Genomic DNA, 17,313 nt, shown 5'->3' with positions numbered 1-17,313 from the left:
GACGTCGTGACCGCGCCGGCCGGCGGCGTACAGCCGCCGGGTAGGGTGGTTCGGCATGGTCGACACCCAGCAGCCGACGCGCTCCAAAAACGTTATCGCGCTCGCGATCTCGGTGGCTGCGGTCGTCGTGGCGTCGGCACTGGGCGGGCTGGCGTCGGCGACGTCGGCCGAGGATTACGCCCGGCTGCAGCAGCCGGGGTGGGCGCCGCCGTCCTGGGTGTTCGGTCCCGTGTGGACGCTGCTGTACACGATGATGGCCGTGGCGGCGTGGCTGGTCTGGCGCAGCGGGCCGTCGCAGGACACCCGGTCAGCGCTCGGCGCCTACGCCGCTCAGCTGGTGCTCAACGCCGCGTGGACGCCGCTGTTCTTCGGCCTCGGGTGGCGCGGCATCGCATTCGCCGAACTGAGCGTGCTGTGGCTGATCCTGATCGGCACCGTCGTCCTGTTCTTCCGCCGAAGCGCACCGGCCGGCTGGCTCCTCGTCCCCTATCTCGCGTGGACGACATTCGCCTTGTGTCTCAATTTCGCTGTCTGGCAACTGAATTCCTGAGGAGGAGCAATCCATGACCAGATCGGTGTTCATCACCGGTGGAGCGACCGGAATCGGCCGGGCCACCGCCCTGCTCCTCGCCCAGCGCGGCTACTTCGTCGGCGCCTACGACATCGACGACGAGCGGCTGGCCGTCCTCGAGCGTGACCTTCAGGCGGTGGGCGGTCGCGGTGTCGTCGGCCATCTCGACGTCACCGACGCCGAGGAGATGGCCCGCCGACTGGCCGAGTTCCACGAAACCGCAGGCGGCAGGCTCGACGTCCTGATCAACAACGCGGGGCTACTCAATGCCGGCCGCTTCGAGGAGATTCCGCTCGACGTGCACCACCGCGAGGTCGAGGTCAACGTCAAAGGCGTCGTGAACGGTCTGCACGCGAGCTTCCCCTATCTGAAGAGCACCCGCGGCGCCGTGGTGGTGAACCTGGGCTCGGCGTCGGCGATCTACGGCCAGGCCGAGCTCGCCAACTACAGCGCGACCAAGTTCTTCGTCCGCGCCATGACCGAGGCGCTGAACCTGGAGTGGGCCCGCCACGACATCCGGGTGATCGACATGTGGCCGCTGTACGTGAACACCGCGATGACCCGCGACGTCAGCACCGGCACCACCACCTCGCTGGGTATCCGGCTCACCGCGCAGGACATCGCGGAAGGCATTGCCGCCGCGATCGAACCCACCCTGACCCGAAAGGTGCTGCGGCAGGTGCACTTCCCGGTCGGCACCCAGGCCAAGGCCTTGGCGGCCGGGGCCCGGTTCTCCCCGGCGTGGCTCACCCGGTTGGTCAACAAGCGCCTCGCCGGGCACTGATCGGGGGGCTCAGGCCCAGCGGGTCGCCTCGACCTCGGTCGCGAGCGGGGGATGCAGCGGGACGTCGAGCCCGTCGTAGATGCCCGGCTTCTGGGTGACCAACCAGCCGATGGCGCCCAGCAGGCGGTTGGCCGCGGTGGTGTTGCCGCCGTCGGCGCGGGTGCCGCCGGGCACGTCGGCCCTCGTCACGATGGTCAGTTGCGGATCGCCGTCGACGATCACACGGTGATCGCCCACCCCTTGATCTGGCTGCGGCCACTGCGGGGCGCACGTGGGGTGAATGCGCGTGATGTGTTCGACGATCACGCGTTGCGTGCCGCCGGCCCAGCCGATGACGCGCAGGAAGAAAGCGCCTTGAGTGCCCTTCTCGAACCGACCCATCACCGTGTCCACGGTGTCCTCGAGCGGTAACCGCTCGACCTCCTCGGTGATCTCGTCGATCTCGATGCCCAAACCGCGGCCGATGAGGCGGATGTTGCCGCCCCACACCATCGTCGGGATCGAGGGCAGCAGCATCATCGGCGTCTCCTCCATCGGCCCGCCGAATCCGCAGGACACCTTCACCGCGTAGGGCTGGTCGTAGGTGGAGTAGTCGAAGATTTCCTGGCAGGTGATCGTGCGGATGCGGGTGCACAGACCGGCGGCCGTCACGGCCAGCGCGTCGTTGGCCCAGCCGGGGTCGACACCGCTTACCAGCAACGACGCTCCACCTTCTTCGGCGGCCGCGGTGAGGCGCTGCACCCACTCGGGCGGGGCGGACGCCGGGTCGTAGAGCGAGTACAGCGAGGGCGTGACGACGTGCGCGCCGGCACGAAGGCAACGCTCTATGTCGGTGACCGCATCGTCGGGCCGGATGTCACCGGAGGCCATGTAGGCCACCGCGTCTACGTGGCCCAGTACCGCGTCGACGTCGGTACTGGCCTCGATTCCCGTCGGCGCGTCCAGTCCGGCGAACGTCGCCGCATCCCGGCCCGCTTTGTCCGGCGACGAGGTGAGGACCGCCGTCAAACGCAACCCCGGAAACGCGGTGACGGACCTGATCGCCGACGCGCCCATGTTGCCCGTTCCCCACACTCCGACACCGATGCTGGACACCATCTCTCCCACCCTAGACACCGAAACGTGACGATCATCACAAGGGGGTATAAGGCCAGCTCAGGCAGCGGATTGCCGCGAAAATCGAGGCCCGGCCAACTGCTGGGTTGGTTAGCGCGCAGAAATTGCTCACAGTGATCTTGCGTTGAAGTTACCGGGCGGTATAGTTAGCCGCAGTTACTGGTGGGTAACTTGCTGTGAGTACCCAACCGCATGTGGCGTTCTCGACGAGGAGGAAAAGTGAGCCACTACAAGAGCAATGTTCGCGACCAGGTGTTCAACCTGTTCGAGGTTCTCGGGGTCGACAAGGCGTTGGGTCAGGGTTCGTATGCCGACCTCGACGTCGAGACCGCCGTCGACATGCTGGGCGAGATCGCCCGGCTCGCGGAGGGCCCCGTCGCGGCGTCCTTCGAAGAGGGTGACCGCAACCCGCCCGTCTTCGATCCGAAGACCCACACGGTGACGCTGCCCGAGGCGTTCAAGAAATCCGTCCGCGCCGTCGTCGAGGGTGGCTGGGACAAGCTGTCCGTCAGCGAGGAGCTCGGCGGAACGCCGATGCCCAGCGCGCTGTCGTGGGCCCTGCAGGAGCACATCCTCGGCGCCAACCCGGCCGTCTACATGTACGCGATGGGCGCCGGATTCGCCGACATCTTCTACCACCTCGGCACCGAAGAGCAGAAGAAGTGGGCCATGATCGCCGCCGAGCGTGGCTGGGGCTCCACCATGGTGCTGACCGAGCCCGACGCGGGCTCCGATGTGGGTGCCGGCCGCACCAAGGCCGTCCAGCAGCCCGATGGCACGTGGCACATCGACGGCGTGAAGCGCTTCATCACCTCGGCCGATTCGGACGACCTGTTCGAGAACATCATGCATCTGGTGCTGGCACGCCCCGAGGGTGCAGGCCCGGGTACCAAGGGTCTGTCGCTGTTCTTCGTGCCTAAGTTCCACTTCGATCCCGAGACCGGTGAGCCCGGCGAGCGCAACGGCGTCTTCGTCACCAACGTCGAGCACAAGATGGGCCTGAAGGTCTCGGCCACCTGTGAGCTCTCGCTCGGCCAGCACGGCACCCCCGCCGTCGGTTGGCTCGTCGGCGAGGTACACGACGGCATCGCGCAGATGTTCGACGTGATCGAGCAGGCCCGAATGATGGTGGGCACCAAGGCTATTGCCACGCTGTCGACCGGCTACCTGAACGCGCTGGAGTACGCCAAGTCGCGCGTGCAGGGTGCCGACCTGACCCAGATGACCGACAAGACCGCGCCGCGCGTGACCATCACGCACCACCCGGACGTGCGTCGCTCGCTGATGACCCAGAAGGCCTACGCCGAGGGTCTGCGCGCGCTGTACCTGTTCACCGCCACGCACCAGGACGCCGAGGTGGCCAAGGCCATTCACGGCATCGAGCCGGAACTGGCCGTCAAGGTCAACGACCTGATGCTCCCGATCGTCAAGGGTGTCGGCTCGGAGCAGGCCTACGCGAAGCTGACCGAGTCGCTGCAGACGTTCGGCGGATCGGGCTTCCTGCAGGACTACCCGATCGAGCAGTACATCCGCGACGCCAAGATCGACTCGCTGTACGAGGGCACCACCGCCATCCAGGCGCAGGACTTCTTCTTCCGCAAGATCGTCCGCGACAAGGGTGTGGCGCTGGCGCACGTGGCCGGCCAGATCGAGCAGTTCGTGAAGTCCGAGACCGGCAACGGGCGGCTGAAGTCCGAGCGTGCGCTGCTGGCGACCGCGCTGGAGGACGTGCAGGGCATGGCCGCCACGCTGACCGGCTACCTGATGGCCGCGCAGGACGATGCCGCGAGCATCTACAAGGTGGGCCTGGGCTCGGTGCGCTTCCTGATGAGCGTCGGCGACCTGATGCTCGGCTGGCTGCTGCAGCGCCAGGCCGCGGTGGCGATCGAGAAGCTCGACGCCGGCGCGACCGGTGACGAGCGGGCCTTCTACGAGGGCAAGCTCGCTGTCGCGTCGTTCTTCGCGAAGAACATGCTGCCGATGCTGACCAGCACCCGCGCGATCCTCGACAACCTCGACAACGAGGTCATGGAGCTGGACGAAGCGGCCTTCTAGACCGCCTCATCCACGAGACGCCCCCGGACTCTTCCCGGGGGCGTCTTGCGTTTCCTGGGCGAGCAGACGCGAACTCGCATGTTGTCGCGGCGTGTCGGCGTGAGTTCGCGTCTGGTCGCGGGAAGAACTCAGCCCAGTGAGCGGAGGAAGGCCCGGGTGCGGTCCCGCACCTCCGGATCGGCCGCGAAGACAGCGGCGACGAACTCGTCGACACCCGCCGACCCGAGGTCGGCGAGCCGGTCACGCACCGTCGCCTCGTCGCCGATGATCGCCGCGTCCTGCGGCCCGGCATACCCCTCGCGATCGAGCATCGCCCGATACGACGGCAGCGTGCCGTAGATCGCGAACTGTTCGGCGGCCTCCGCGCGCAACGCGTCGGGATCGTCGGTCACCGCGATCGGCAGCGCCGCGACGACGCGCACCGCATCCTCCGGGCGGCCCGCATCCGCGGCGGCCTGCCGCAGCGACGGGCTGACGTGCCCGCTCAGCGTCGCCGGTCCCGTCATCCACGTACACGTGCCCGACGTCCGTCGCCCCGCCAACCGCAGCATCTGCGGCCCCAGTGCGGCGATGTACACGTCGGGGCGCGGCGCTCCGGGCACCACCAGCGCCCCGCGCGTCGTCACCGTCTCACCGGAGGCGGCGGCCTGTTCGCCGGCCAGCAGAGGTAGCAACCCGTCCAGGTACTCGTTGAGCCGTCGCACCGGCTTGTCCCACGGGATGCCCCACATTCCCTCCGTCACGGCGGCGTGGGTCATGCCGAGGCCGAGCACGAACCGGCCCTGGGAGGCGAGGCTGACGGTCAGCGCGGCCTGCGCCATGTGCATGGGGTGTTGGTTCTGGATCGGGATGACGCCGCTGGCCGCCTCGATCGTGTCGACCTCGCGCAGCGCGATGGCCAGGACGGTCAGGAGGTCGGGCTCGTGGGGCAGCTGGCTCATCCAGACGCGGCCGAAGCCCTCGTCGCGCAGCTGCGTGAGGTAGGCGATGGTGGCGTCGATGGGCGAACCGCCGGCGAGGCCGGAGAGCTGTCCGAACATGCTGATCTGCATGCTCAAAATGTAAGAGCCCCGTGTTGCCGTCGGGTCGGGGGGTCAGACGGCAACACGGAGCTATCAGGTGTATCGACGACCCCCGCCGAGGCGTTACAGCGTCGCGGAAAAACTTTTCGCCTGTTTCGGCGCGGCTCCGATCGGTACGAGTTCCCCCGGTCCCATCGGGCATATCGTCGCAGGATGAGCAGCCCGCGGATCCGGATCGCCGTCCTGGACGATTACCAGAGCGTCGCGCTGACCTCGGCCGACTGGTCACCGGTCACCGCGCGCGCCGACGTCACCACGTTCTCTGACCATGTGTCCGACGAGGACGATCTGGTGGCCAGGCTCGCGCCATTCGACGTGATCTTCGTGATGCGTGAACGCACACCGCTGCCGCGCACGGTCCTCGAGCGCTTGCCCCGGCTGAAGATGATCGCATCGACCGGTCCCACCAATGCATCGATTGACATGGCGGGCGCCCAGGAGCTGGGCATTCACGTCAGCGGTACCGGCGGCAGCGTGGCATCGACGGTCGAACTCACCTGGGCGCTGATCCTGGCGGCGTCACGGCACCTGGTCGCCGAGAGCCGGTCGATCGCCGATGGCGGGTGGCAGACGACGGTCGGCCTCGAACTGGATCGCCGGGTGCTGGGCGTGCTCGGCCTCGGGCGGATCGGGTCGCGGGTCGCCCGCATCGGGGCGGCCTTCGGCATGGACGTGGTGGCGTGGAGTGAGAACCTCACCCCCGTGGCTGCGACCGCGGCAGGAGCGCGCTACCTGCCGCGCGAGGAGTTCTTCGCCACCGCCGACGTGCTGACCGTGCATCTGAGGCTGAGCGAACGGTCTCGCGGGCTGATCGGCGCCGCGGAACTGGCCGCGATGAAGCCGACTGCGCTGCTGATCAACACGTCGCGCGGACCGATCGTCGACGAGGCCGCGCTGGTCGATGCCCTGACCTCGGGTGCCATCGCCGGTGCCGGTCTCGACGTTTTCGACACCGAGCCGCTGCCCGCGGCGCACCCGTTGCGCACGATGGCGACCGTGACGGCCACGCCGCACATCGGCTACGTGGCCGACCGGTCCTACCGGATTTTCTTCCGCGACGCCGTCGCCGCGATCACCGAATGGCTCGATGGTCTCTAGCGCCGAGATCGACGAAAAGGCGACCTCGTCTCGCACTTTCCCGCCCAAACGTTGGTTTGGGCGTAGTGGAAGCTAGGCCTCGAGGATTGCGGTGACGCCCTGGCCGCCCGCTGCGCACACCGAGATCAGGCCACGGACCGGCTGACCCGTCTCCTTCTTCTTCTCGTTGAGCTGCTTGGCCAGCTGCGCCACGATGCGCCCGCCGGTTGCTGCGAACGGGTGCCCGGCCGCCAGCGACGAGCCGTTGACGTTCAACTTCGACCGGTCGATCGAGCCGAGCGCGGCATCGAGGCCGAGGCGCTCCTTGCAGTACTCCTCGGACTCCCAGGCCGCCAGCGTGGCCAGCACCACCGACGCGAACGCCTCGTGGATCTCGTAGAAGTCGAAGTCCTGCAGCGTCAGGCCGTTGCGGGCCAGCAGCCGCGGCACCGCGTACGTCGGTGCCATCAGCAGCCCGTCGCGGCCGTTGACGTAGTCCACCGCGGCGGTCTGGCCGTCGACGAAGTAGGCCAGCACCGGGATGGACCGTGCGGCCGCCCACTCCTCGGAGGCGAACAGCGCCACGGATGCACCGTCGGTCAGCGGGGTCGAGTTGCCCGCGGTCATCGTCGCGTCGCCGTTGCGTACGCCGAACACCGGCTTGAGCTTGGCGAGCTTCTCCGGCGACGAGTCGGGCCGCAGGTTGTTGTCGCGGTAGAGCCCGAGGAACGGGCTGACCAGATCGTCGAAGAAGCCGCGGTCGTAGGCGGCGGCCATGTTGCGATGGCTCGCGGCAGCCAGTTCGTCCTGGTCGACGCGCTTGACGCCCATCTCCTTGGCCGTCACCGCGGCGTGCTCGCCCATCGACATGCCGGTACGCGGCTCGCTGTTGACGGGGATCTCGATGCCGAGCGCCGCGGGCAGCTTGCCCACCAGCTTGAGTCGGTCGACGTTGGACTTGGCCCGGCGCAGGCTCAGCAGCACCCCGCGCAGGTCGTCGCCGAGCGCGATCGGGGCGTCAGACGCGGTGTCCACCCCGCCCGCGGCGGCGACCTCGTAGCGGCCCGCGGCGACGCCGTCGGCGGCCGCGATGGCGGCCTGCAGACCGGTGCCGCAGGCCTGCTGCAGGTCGAACGCCGGCGTGTAGGAGGACAGCGAGCTACCCAGCACGCATTCGCGCATGAGATTGAAGTCGCGGCTGTGCTTGAGCACGGCGCCGCCGATCACCGCGTCCAGGGCCTCGCCCTTCAGGTCGAAGCGTTCGGCCAGCCCGTCCAGGACGGCGGTGAACATGTCCTGGTTGGACGCGTTCGCGTACGCGCCGTCCGAGCGCGCGAACGGTATCCGGTTGCCTCCGAGGATGGCTACCCGTCGGGTTGTCTTGTCGGCCACGTCTGCCTCCCGGCGTCGCGAGGGTGGTTGGTGTCGAGGGTCATACTACCCACCGTTCTTACTCTGGAGTAAGTTCGTGATGGATACGACAGTGCTGGGTAACCCCACCACCGTCCACAGTCATGTACCCGGATTCTCGAAAGGCAGCGCCGTGGCTACCGATCTCCTCTCCCAAGTCGTCAACTCCGGACCGGGATCCTTCCTGGCCAAGCAGCTGGGCGTACCGCAGCCCGAACCGCTGCGCCGCTACAAGGCCGGCGAACCGCCGCTGGCGGGCTCGCTGCTGATCGGCGGTGAGGGCCGCGTGGTCGAGCCGCTGCGGGCCGCCCTGGCCGAGGACTACGACCTGGTGGTGAACAACCTCGGCGGTCGCTGGGCGGACAAGTTCGGCGGTCTGGTGTTCGACGCCACCGGCATCACCCAGCCGGAAGGCCTCAAGGGGCTCTACGAGTTCTTCACCCCGTTGCTGCGCAACCTCGGCCACTCGGGCCGGGTGGTCGTCATCGGCACCACCCCCGAGGAGATCAGCGACGTCCACGAGCGCACCTGCCAGCGCGCGCTCGAGGGGTTCACCCGCTCGCTGGGCAAGGAGCTCCGCAACGGCGCCACCATCGGCCTGGTGTACCTGCACCCCGACGCGAAGCCGGCCGCCACCGGCCTGGAGTCGACGCTGCGCTTCCTGCTGTCGGCGAAGTCGGCCTACGTGGACGCGCAGGTGTTCCGGGTCGGTGCGGCAGACGCCACCCCGCCCGCGGACTGGGACAAGCCGCTCGACGGGAAGGTCGCCGTGGTCACCGGCGCCGCCCGCGGAATCGGCGCGACGATCGCCGAGGTGTTCGCCCGCGACGGGGCCAAGGTGATCGCGGTGGACATCGAAGGAGCTGCCGAGCCGCTTGCCGAGCTGGCCACCAAGATCGGCGGCACCGCGCTGACGCTCGACGTGACCGCCGCCGACGCCGTGGACCGCATCACCGAGCACGTCACGCAGCACTACGGCGGCACGCTGGACATCCTCGTCAACAACGCCGGCATCACCCGCGACAAGCTGCTGGCCAACATGGACGAGAGCCGCTGGGACTCCGTGATCGCGGTGAATCTGCTTGCCCCGCTTCGCCTGGCCGAGGGACTGGTGGGCAACGGGACGATCGGCGACGGCGGCCGCATCGTCGGGCTCTCCTCGATGGCCGGCATCGCGGGCAACCGCGGGCAGACCAACTACGCCGCGACCAAGGCCGGCATGATCGGGCTGACTGACGCACTGGCCCCGCAGTTCGGCGAGAAGAACATCACGATCAATGCGATCGCTCCCGGCTTCATCGAGACCAAGATGACCGACGCGATCCCGCTGGCCACCCGCGAGGTGGGGCGCCGGCTCAACTCGCTGTTCCAGGGTGGTCAGCCCGTCGACGTCGCCGAAGCCATCGCCTACTTCGCGAGCCCGGCGTCGAATGCCGTGACGGGCAACACGATTCGCGTGTGCGGCCAAGCACTGCTGGGGGCCTGACGTGAGCGAGGGCGAGCAGCCGTCGGGGCTGCGCAACCTGGTCCTGGCCGCTGCGGGCGCGCTGCCGTTCGTCCCGCGCGGGGACACGCTGCCCGAGCGCCGGCTCACGGTCGACGAGCTCAGCATCGATCCGGCGCACGTCGCGGCGTACGCGAACGCCACCGGCTTGCGGTTCGCGAACACGGTGCCGCTGACCTACCCGTTCGCGTTGACGTTCCCGACGGTGATGGCGCTGATCACGGGGTTCGACTTCCCGTTCGCCGCCATGGGTTCGGTGCACGTGGAGAACCGCATCACCCAGTACCGTCCGATCGCGGTGACCGACACCGTCTCGGCTGCGGTGCATGCCGAGAACATGCGTGAGCACCGCCGCGGGCTGCTGGTCGACGTGATCACCGACGTCACGGTCGGCAACGAGACGGCCTGGCATCAGGTCACCACGTTCCTGCACCAGCAGCGCACCAGCCTGTCCGACGAACCGAAACCGCCGCCGGCCAAGCAGCCCAAGCTGGGCCCGCCGAACGCGGTGCTGTCGGTCACGCCCGGCCAGATCCGGCACTACGCGTCCGTCGGCGGTGACCACAATCCGATCCACACCAACGCGATCGCAGCCAAGCTGTTCGGTTTTCCTACCGTCATCGCTCACGGAATGTGGAGCGCGGCAGCCGTTTTGGCGAACATCGAAGGCCAGCTGCCGGATGCGGTCACGTACTCGGTCAAGTTCGCCAAGCCCGTCGTGCTGCCCGCCAAGGCCGGGCTGTACGTGGACCGGCACGGCGACGGGTGGGAGTTGACGCTGCGGCACCTGAGCAAGGGACATCCGCACCTCACGGGCACCGTCTCACCGGCCTGAGCGGCTCAGGTCTGTGAGACGGCCTCGGCGTCGGGGAACGCGTCGGACGGTGCCTCCGACGGCGCCGGGGCGCCCTTGAGGCCCAGCCAGAACAGGTCGATCATCAGTGCCGCGGCCTCATCGACGTCGGCGTCCCCGGTGCTGACCCGCGAGGCCACCGCCTCGCCGGCACCCACCAGAGCGACGGCCATCATGTCGAAATCGGTGTTCGGACCGGGGAACCGGGTGCCCGAGCGCAGCAACCGGCCGACGAGTTCGATGATGCGCTCGCGCCCTTCGCGCACGGTGTGGGCGAACCGTTGCGAGCTCGTCGCCTGGGTGTAGAGCACCATCCAGGACGAACGGTTCTCGTCGATGTACTTGAGGAACGCCAGTACAGCGCTGCGCAGCAGCTCTTTCGGTGGGTCGTCGAAGTCGATCTTGTCGCGCACCTCGTCGACGAACCGGGCCAGCTCACGGTCGAGGCAGGCGGCGAACAGCTCTTCTTTGGAGCCGTAGTACAGGTACAGCATCGGCTTGCTGATCTGTGCCTCGGCGGCGATCGCGTCCATCGATGTCTCGTGGTAACCGTTCACCGAGAAGATCTGCACGGCTGCGTCGAGCATCTGCTGCTCGCGGACGGCGCGAGGCAAGCGCTTGGTCCCACCTGCCATGACGCGCCTTTCTCGTCTGAAAGCCAACATGCCTACCAACACAGGGTAAGCACTGGCTGACGAATCAGCCGCCGCAGCGCGGTGAGGGCCCCTTCAGAGCGACCAATCGGGTCACCGACGCGTCAACGGCAGAGGAGGACAATTCTCCCGCCGCGACAGCCTTCTCGAGCCGGTCCAGCACCGCGGGCACCTCGGTCGTGGTGATCCACAGCGCGACGTCCGCGCCGGCCTGCAGGGAACGCAGCACCGCGTCGGCGACGCCGAACCGGTCTGAGATGGCCTTCATGCTGGACAGATCGTCGGTGAACACCACGCCGCCGAACGGCGGGCCGCCGTAGTCACCCGAGCGCAGCAGCGCGTAGGCAGCAGGGCTGAGGCTGGCGGGTTCGCTGCCGGTGAGGCCGGGCACCTCCATGTGGCCGACCATCACGGCCACAGGTCCCTGCGCCGTCAACGTCCGGTAGGGCACGAGGTCGCCTGCCTGCAGATCCGCCAGAGGCGGGGTGACCACGCTGCCGGCGTGCGAATCACCGGAGCCGTGCCCGTGGCCGGGGAAGTGCTTGAGCACCGGGAGCAGGCCGGCGTCGCGCAGCCCGCGGGCGTAGGCGCCTGCGTAGTCGGTGACGGTGGCGGGGTCGGCGCCGAAGGAGCGGTCACCGATCACGGTGTCGTCGGGGGCGTCGGTGACGTCGACGACGGGCGCGAAGTCGATGGTGATGCCCATGCCGCGCATCTGGCGGCCCCGGTCGAGCGCGATCTGGTAGACCTGCTCGGGCGTGTCGGTCGCGGCCAGTGTCCGGGGAGCGGGCTGGCTGCCGATCAGCTTCGCCAGCCGGGACACCCGGCCGCCCTCCTCGTCCACGCTGACCGCCAGCGGCAGCGGCCCCGCGTTGGCGGCGATGTCGGTGAGCGAGCCGTCGGAGAGCATCGACAGGTCCGTCCAGCTGCCGATCATGATGCCGCCGACATGCTGGCTGTCGACGACCGCGCGGGCGTCGGCCGCGCCGGTCACCCCGACCATCAGCAGCTGGGCCAGCTTGTCGCGGGTCGACATGGCCGCCACTGCCGCGGCGGGATCGCCACATGCGGGCGCCGGGGCCTGCGGGGGCGCGATGCCCGGCTGCGGACCGGCAGCCTGGGCGACGGTCGAGGCCGTCGGCGACTCGGCGGGCTGGTTGGCGTCCGAGGAGGCGCATCCGGCCAGCAGCACCGATGTCGCGAGAATTCCGGTCAGGGTCCTGAGTGCGCTTCTCGAAACAACCATCGGGCTCGACCCTAACTGCAAGGCATCCCCAGCCATAGTCTGAGGGGAAACCGGCGCGAGGAGGAGGACCGAATGCCAGGCGAGGAGACCGTCGTGCTCATCGCCTTCGACGGGTCCCCGACGGCACGCCGCGCGGTGGAGCACGCCAGCCGGTTCCTGACCGTCCATCGTGCGGTCGTGCTGACGGTCTGGGCGCCGATCGACCGCGGCTCGCCCCCGGTCTCCTATGACCTGGACGGGCCACCCGATCCGCCGGCCGCCGACGAGATCGACATGGCACTGGCCGAGGCGCAGCGCACCAACGCCGACGGTGTCGCGCTGGCGGCGGCGGCCGGTCTGCCCGCCGAACCGATGTGCACAGCGCAGACCTCCACGGTGTGGGCGACGATCATCGCGGCGGCCGACGAGGTCGACGCCGATCTGATCGTCACGGGAACGCGTGCGATCACGGGTTTCCGCGCGCTGGTGCAGTCCAGCGTCGCCGACCACGTGCGGCGCCGAGGACACCGCCCGGTGCTCATCGTGCCCCCAGAGCTGGAGAGTCGCCCGTGCTAGTTTGTGGCCCATGGATCGGTTCCTCGTACCTGCGGCGGCCAGCGTCGTCGTCGGCCTGCTGTTGGGCGCGGCGGCCGTGTTCGGGGTCACGCTGATGGTCCAGCAGGACACCAGGCCCCCTCTGCAAGCGGGCGATCCTGCGTCCGCGGTGCTCAACAGGGTCGAGTACGGCGACCGTAGCTGAGCCGACAACCCTGCCGCTGTCGCGGCGCTGGTTGTGGGTGGCCGCCGCGGCGGCACTGGTCCTGACGTTCGCCCAGTCCCCCGGCCAGATCTCCCCGGACACCAAGCTCGATCTCACCGCCAATCCGCTGCGCTTCCTGACGCGCGCGTTCACGCTGTGGAACAGCGAGCTGCCCTTCGGTCAGGCGCAGAACCAGGCGTACGGCTATCTGTTCCCGCACGGCACGTTCTTTCTCGCCGGTGACCTGCTCGGGGTGCCCGGGTGGATCACCCAGCGGCTGTGGTGGGCGATGTTGCTGGTGGCCGGGTTCTGGGGCGTGCTGCGCGTCGCCGAGGCCCTACAGATCGGCACCACCACCTCGCGGGTGATCGGCGCTCTGGCCTTCACGCTGTCCCCGCGGGTGCTGACGACGATCGGGGCGATCTCATCGGAGACGCTGCCGATGATGCTGGCGCCGTGGGTGTTACTGCCGGTCATCATGGCTCTTCAGGGCGGGACGGCAGGGGTGGGAAAGACAGGGGGTGATCCGCGGGTCCGTCTGCTGGCCGCGCGCTCGGCAGGGGCGATCGCGCTGATGGGTGCGGTCAACGCGGTCGCGACGCTGACGGCGTGCCTGTGCGCGGTGGTGTGGCTGGCGTGCCACCGACCGGGGCCGACATGGCGGCGCTTCGTGGCGTGGTGGCTGCCGTGCGTGGCCCTTGCGGTGGCGTGGTGGGTGGTCGCGCTGCTGCAGCTGGGCCGCATCAGCCCGCCGTTCCTCGACTTCATCGAGTCGTCGGGTGTGACGACACAGTGGATGTCACTGACCGAGATGCTGCGCGGCACGGGCGCCTGGACGCCGTATGTGGCACCGACCGCGACTGCGGGGTCGACGCTGGTGACCGCCTCGGCCGCCGTCCTGGCGACGACGCTCGTCGCGGCGGGCGGGCTGGCGGGCCTGGCGTTGCGGAGCATGCCGGCGCGGGGGCGGCTGGTGACGATGCTGCTGGTGGGAGTCGTGCTGCTGGCTGCCGGTTACTCCGGCGGGCTCGGTTCGCCGATCGCGGCGCAGGTTCAGGCATTCCTCGACGGCGACGGCACCCCGCTGCGCAACCTGCACAAACTCGAGCCGCTGCTGCGGTTGCCGCTGGCGCTGGGGATCGCGCACCTGCTGGGCCGGCTCCCGCTGCCGGGCAGCGTGCCGCGGCCGGTGTGGCGGCGCGCGTTCGCCCACCCCGAGGACGACAAGCGGGTGGCCGTCGGAGTCGTGGTGCTGGCTGCGTTGGTCGCGGCGACATCGCTGGCGTGGACGGGTCGGTTGACGCCGCCGGGGACGTTCGACGCGATCCCGCAGTACTGGCATGACACGGCGGCGTGGCTCGACGAGCACGATGCCGGGGGACGTGTCCTCGTCGCCCCGGGTGCGCCGTTCGCGACCCAGGTGTGGGGCAACAGCCACGACGAGCCGCTGCAGGTGCTCGGCGAGAGTGCTTGGGGGGTGCGGGATTCGATCCCGCTGACCCCGCCGGAGACCATCCGGGCGCTCGATTCGGTGCAGCGGCTCCTCGCCGCGGGCCGGCCCTCCGCCGGGCTCACCGACACCCTTGTGCGGCAGGGTGTTTCGTATGTGGTGGTGCGCAACGACCTGGACCAGGACAGCAGATCGGCGCGCCCGATCCTGGTGCACCGGGCCATCGACGGCTCGCCGGGCCTGACCAAGGTGGCCGAGTTCGGCGACACGGTGGGCCCGGGCACGCTGGAGGGCTTCATCACCGACAGCGGGCTGCGGCCCCGCTATCCCGCCGTGGAGATCTACCGCGTGGCCGGCCCCCCTGACGCGATGGCGCCCTATGTCGTCGACGCCGACGCCATGCCCCGTGTCGACGGCGCACCGGAATCGTTGCTGCGTCTCGACGAACGCCGCCGCCTGACCGGCCGGCCCCCGCTCGGCCCTGCCCTGCTCACCCAGGATGCGCTGCGCGCCGGGCTGACGGCCCCGCTGGTGACGGTCACCGACACCCCGATGGCACGGGAGACCGACTACGGCCGGGTGGACGATCACAGCTCGGCGGTCCGCGCCCCCGGCGACGCCCGCAACACCTTCAACCGCGTGCCCGACTATCCGTCGCGCGACGCCACGCCCGTGAAGGGTGCGTGGGACGGCGGCCGGATCACGGTGTCGAGTGCAGCGTCGGATTCCACTGCGCTGCCCAATGTTTCACCGGCGTCGGGTCCCCCGGCCGCGATCGACGGCGACTCGTCGACGAGCTGGGTGTCCAATTCCTTGCAGAGCGCGATCGGGCAGTGGCTGCAGATCGATTTCGACCACCCCGTCACCAATGCGACGTTGACGCTGACTCCGAGCGCCACCGCACTCGGGGCGCAGGTCCGCCGGGTCGAGGTGTCCACGGTCACCGGGACCAGCACGGTGCGGTTCGACGAGCCGGGCAAACCGCTCACCGTCGCACTGCCGTACGGCGAATCGCCGTGGGTGCGCATCACCGCGGTGGCCACCGACGACGGCTCCCCCGGCGTGCAGTTCGGCATCACCGACCTGTCGGTCACGCAGTACGACGCGAACGGTTTCGCCCACCCGGTGAACCTGCGCCATACCGCTGAGGTACCCGGTCCGCCGCCCGGTTCGACTGTGGCGCAATGGGATCTGGGCACCGAACTGCTGGGCCGCCTGGGCTGCGCGTCGAGTGACACCGGCCTGCGGTGTTCGGCCGCGATGGCGCTGGCTTCCGAGGAGCCGGTCAACCTGAGCCGTACCCTCACGGTGCCGAGCCCCGTGGAGGTCACGCCGACGGTGTGGGTGCGCGCCCGCCAGGGCCCCAAGCTCGCCGACCTGATCGCCCAGCCCGACACCACCCGCGCCGGCGGCGACGCCGACCTGATCGATGTGCTGGGTTCGGCCTACGCGGCCACCGACGGTGATCCCGGCACCGCATGGACGGCACCCCAGCGCGTGACCCAGCCGCGCTCGCCCGCCACTTTGGTACTCAAACTGCCGTCCGCACAGCCTGTGTCGTCACTACGGGTGACACCGAGCGAGTCGACGCTGCCCGCGCATCCGACGCTGATCGCTGTCGACCTGGGCGGCGGACCCGAGGTGCGCCGCCTCACCGACGGCACCGAGACGCTACGGCTGGCGACCCGGGTGACCGACACGATCACGATCTCCCTGCTTGACTGGCACGACGTGATCGACCGCACTGCACTGGGTTTCGACCAGCTCAAACCGCCGGGTCTGGCCGAGGTGGTCGCCCTGGATCCGCGGGGCCGGCCCATCGGCGCGGCGGATGCCGCCGAGAACCGCACCCGCACGATCACACTCGGGTGCGGCCAGGGTCCGATCATCGCCGTCGCCGGGCAGTTCATCCAGACCTCGGTCCGCACCACCGTCGGCGCCCTGCTCGACGGCGCCCCGATCCCCGCTGCACCCTGTCGCTCCGGGCCGATCGCGCTGCCCGCAGGACAGCAGGAGCTGGTGATCAGCCCCGGAGCGGCTCTCGTGGTCGACGGTGTCGCGCTCGACACCCCCCAGGCTGGTGAGATCCGCTCGGCAGCAGAGCAGTCCGTCGACACCGAGCAGTGGGCCAACGATCGCAGGCAGGTCGGCGTCGCACCGTCGGACCGCGAGCGGGTGCTGGTGGTGCCCGAGAGCATCAATCCCGGGTGGTCGGCCCGCGGCCCGGACGGCACGGCGCTGCGCGCCATCACCGTCAACGGCTGGCAGCAGGGCTGGCTGGTGCCGCCGAGCGCTGATGGTGCCGTGACGATGGAGTTCACCGCCAACACCCCGTATCGGGCCGGCCTGGTCGGTGGTCTGGCCCTGTTGCCGCTGCTGTTCGCGCTGGCCGTCGTCCCGATGCGACGGCGTACCGCACCCAGAGCTCCTGCGCAGACGTGGGCACCCGGCCTGGTCGCCATCGGCGTCGCCGCCACCGTGGCCGCGACGGTGATCGCGGGGCCTGTCGGCACGGTAGTGGCCGCGGCCGCGTTCACCGCGCGTTTCCTGCTGCGCCGCCGAGAAGCGCTGTGTGACAACATCACCGTCGTCGCGGCCGCCGGTGGGCTGACACTGGCCGGCGCCGTGCTCAGCATGTACCCGTGGCGCTCGGTCGACGGCTACATCGGCCATTCGCCGTGGGTGCAGTTGCCGGCACTGGTCTCCGTCGTGGCGGTCGCCGTCTCCGCGATTCCCCGCCGTACCGAAACGCCCACCCCGCAGGATGGCTGAC

14 protein-coding genes are annotated in these 17,313 nt (G+C 69.5%); 9 read left to right on the top strand and 5 right to left on the bottom strand.

All coding sequences use genetic code 11. The annotated features are described in order from the left end of the window. Positions 1-55 precede the first annotated feature (55 nt). Positions 56-550: a TspO/MBR family protein gene (locus ACZYYX_RS04935; RefSeq protein WP_463813317.1), complete on the top strand. Its 495-nt coding sequence runs from the start codon at positions 56-58 to the stop codon at positions 548-550. Positions 551-563: 13 nt separating this feature from the next. Further along, complete coding sequence (locus ACZYYX_RS04930) at positions 564-1,355, top strand: SDR family oxidoreductase (protein WP_463813316.1); 792 nt, start codon at positions 564-566, stop codon at positions 1,353-1,355. Positions 1,356-1,364: 9 nt separating this feature from the next. Here the strand turns inward: ACZYYX_RS04930 and ACZYYX_RS04925 are convergent, their stop codons facing one another. Further along, positions 1,365-2,411: an NAD(P)H-dependent amine dehydrogenase family protein gene (locus tag ACZYYX_RS04925; RefSeq protein WP_463814806.1), complete on the bottom strand. Its 1,047-nt coding sequence runs from the start codon at positions 2,409-2,411 to the stop codon at positions 1,365-1,367. 279 nt (positions 2,412-2,690) lie between these two features. Between ACZYYX_RS04925 and ACZYYX_RS04920 the strand changes: the two genes are divergently transcribed. Beyond that, positions 2,691-4,526, top strand: coding sequence for an acyl-CoA dehydrogenase (locus ACZYYX_RS04920; RefSeq protein WP_463813315.1), 1,836 nt, complete (start codon positions 2,691-2,693; stop codon positions 4,524-4,526). A 128-nt stretch (positions 4,527-4,654) separates the two neighbouring features. On the opposite strand, the gene ACZYYX_RS04915 is transcribed toward ACZYYX_RS04920, so the two are convergent. Next, the gene (locus ACZYYX_RS04915; protein WP_463813313.1) at positions 4,655-5,578 is read right to left on the bottom strand and encodes a TIGR03564 family F420-dependent LLM class oxidoreductase; all 924 of its coding nucleotides are present in this window, start codon (positions 5,576-5,578) and stop codon (positions 4,655-4,657) included. A 183-nt stretch (positions 5,579-5,761) separates the two neighbouring features. Here ACZYYX_RS04915 and ACZYYX_RS04910 point away from each other — a divergent pair, with 183 nt between their 5' ends. After that, positions 5,762-6,706 carry a D-2-hydroxyacid dehydrogenase family protein gene (locus ACZYYX_RS04910; RefSeq protein ID WP_463813312.1) on the top strand — a complete coding sequence of 315 codons (945 nt, stop codon included), beginning with the start codon at positions 5,762-5,764 and terminating at the stop codon, positions 6,704-6,706. 72 nt (positions 6,707-6,778) lie between these two features. On the opposite strand, the gene ACZYYX_RS04905 is transcribed toward ACZYYX_RS04910, so the two are convergent. Continuing rightward, entirely contained in the window at positions 6,779-8,077 is a 1,299-nt protein-coding gene (locus tag ACZYYX_RS04905; RefSeq protein WP_463813311.1) for an acetyl-CoA C-acetyltransferase, read from the bottom strand. Between the two features lie 151 nt (positions 8,078-8,228). Here ACZYYX_RS04905 and ACZYYX_RS04900 point away from each other — a divergent pair, with 151 nt between their 5' ends. Continuing rightward, positions 8,229-9,581, top strand: coding sequence for a 3-oxoacyl-ACP reductase (locus ACZYYX_RS04900; RefSeq protein WP_463813310.1), 1,353 nt, complete (start codon positions 8,229-8,231; stop codon positions 9,579-9,581). 1 nt (position 9,582) lies between these two features. Continuing rightward, positions 9,583-10,434, top strand: coding sequence for a MaoC/PaaZ C-terminal domain-containing protein (locus ACZYYX_RS04895; protein WP_463813309.1), 852 nt, complete (start codon positions 9,583-9,585; stop codon positions 10,432-10,434). A gap of 5 nt (positions 10,435-10,439) precedes the next feature. Here ACZYYX_RS04895 and ACZYYX_RS04890 read toward each other — a convergent pair whose 3' ends face one another. After that, positions 10,440-11,087 (bottom strand): TetR/AcrR family transcriptional regulator, encoded by a 648-nt coding sequence (locus ACZYYX_RS04890; protein WP_463813308.1) that lies wholly within the window; start codon positions 11,085-11,087, stop codon positions 10,440-10,442. Positions 11,088-11,151: 64 nt separating this feature from the next. Continuing rightward, a complete protein-coding gene (locus ACZYYX_RS04885) occupies positions 11,152-12,351 on the bottom strand; it encodes a glycoside hydrolase family 3 N-terminal domain-containing protein (protein ID WP_463813307.1) in 1,200 nt (399 codons plus the stop codon). 72 nt (positions 12,352-12,423) lie between these two features. Between ACZYYX_RS04885 and ACZYYX_RS04880 the strand changes: the two genes are divergently transcribed. From ACZYYX_RS04880 to ACZYYX_RS04870, 3 genes are read left to right on the top strand one after another with little or no spacing between them, the layout of a single operon-like run. Beyond that, the gene (locus tag ACZYYX_RS04880; protein WP_463813306.1) at positions 12,424-12,906 is read left to right on the top strand and encodes a universal stress protein; all 483 of its coding nucleotides are present in this window, start codon (positions 12,424-12,426) and stop codon (positions 12,904-12,906) included. A 10-nt stretch (positions 12,907-12,916) separates the two neighbouring features. Next, positions 12,917-13,090 carry a DUF2613 domain-containing protein gene (locus ACZYYX_RS04875; protein ID WP_463813305.1) on the top strand — a complete coding sequence of 58 codons (174 nt, stop codon included), beginning with the start codon at positions 12,917-12,919 and terminating at the stop codon, positions 13,088-13,090. 16 nt (positions 13,091-13,106) lie between these two features. Beyond that, on the top strand, positions 13,107-17,312 hold the full coding sequence (locus ACZYYX_RS04870; protein WP_463814805.1) for an alpha-(1->3)-arabinofuranosyltransferase: 4,206 nt from the start codon (positions 13,107-13,109) through the stop codon (positions 17,310-17,312). The last annotated feature ends 1 nt before the right edge of the window (position 17,313 follow it).

The sequence above is a fragment of the Mycobacterium sp. IDUB_1 genome, assembly GCF_055419625.1.
This window is presented reverse-complemented; position numbering and strand designations above follow the sequence as displayed.

Coding starts and splice junctions, on each gene's coding strand:
- ACZYYX_RS04935 (WP_463813317.1), top strand. CDS start 56: ATGGTCGACACCCAGCAGCCGACGCGCTCCAAAAACGTTATCGCGCTC.
- ACZYYX_RS04930 (WP_463813316.1), top strand. CDS start 564: ATGACCAGATCGGTGTTCATCACCGGTGGAGCGACCGGAATCGGCCGG.
- ACZYYX_RS04875 (WP_463813305.1), top strand. CDS start 12,917: ATGGATCGGTTCCTCGTACCTGCGGCGGCCAGCGTCGTCGTCGGCCTG.
- ACZYYX_RS04910 (WP_463813312.1), top strand. CDS start 5,762: ATGAGCAGCCCGCGGATCCGGATCGCCGTCCTGGACGATTACCAGAGC.
- ACZYYX_RS04890 (WP_463813308.1), bottom strand. CDS start 11,087: ATGGCAGGTGGGACCAAGCGCTTGCCTCGCGCCGTCCGCGAGCAGCAG.
- ACZYYX_RS04925 (WP_463814806.1), bottom strand. CDS start 2,411: ATGGGCGCGTCGGCGATCAGGTCCGTCACCGCGTTTCCGGGGTTGCGT.
- ACZYYX_RS04915 (WP_463813313.1), bottom strand. CDS start 5,578: ATGCAGATCAGCATGTTCGGACAGCTCTCCGGCCTCGCCGGCGGTTCG.
- ACZYYX_RS04880 (WP_463813306.1), top strand. CDS start 12,424: ATGCCAGGCGAGGAGACCGTCGTGCTCATCGCCTTCGACGGGTCCCCG.
- ACZYYX_RS04885 (WP_463813307.1), bottom strand. CDS start 12,351: ATGGTTGTTTCGAGAAGCGCACTCAGGACCCTGACCGGAATTCTCGCG.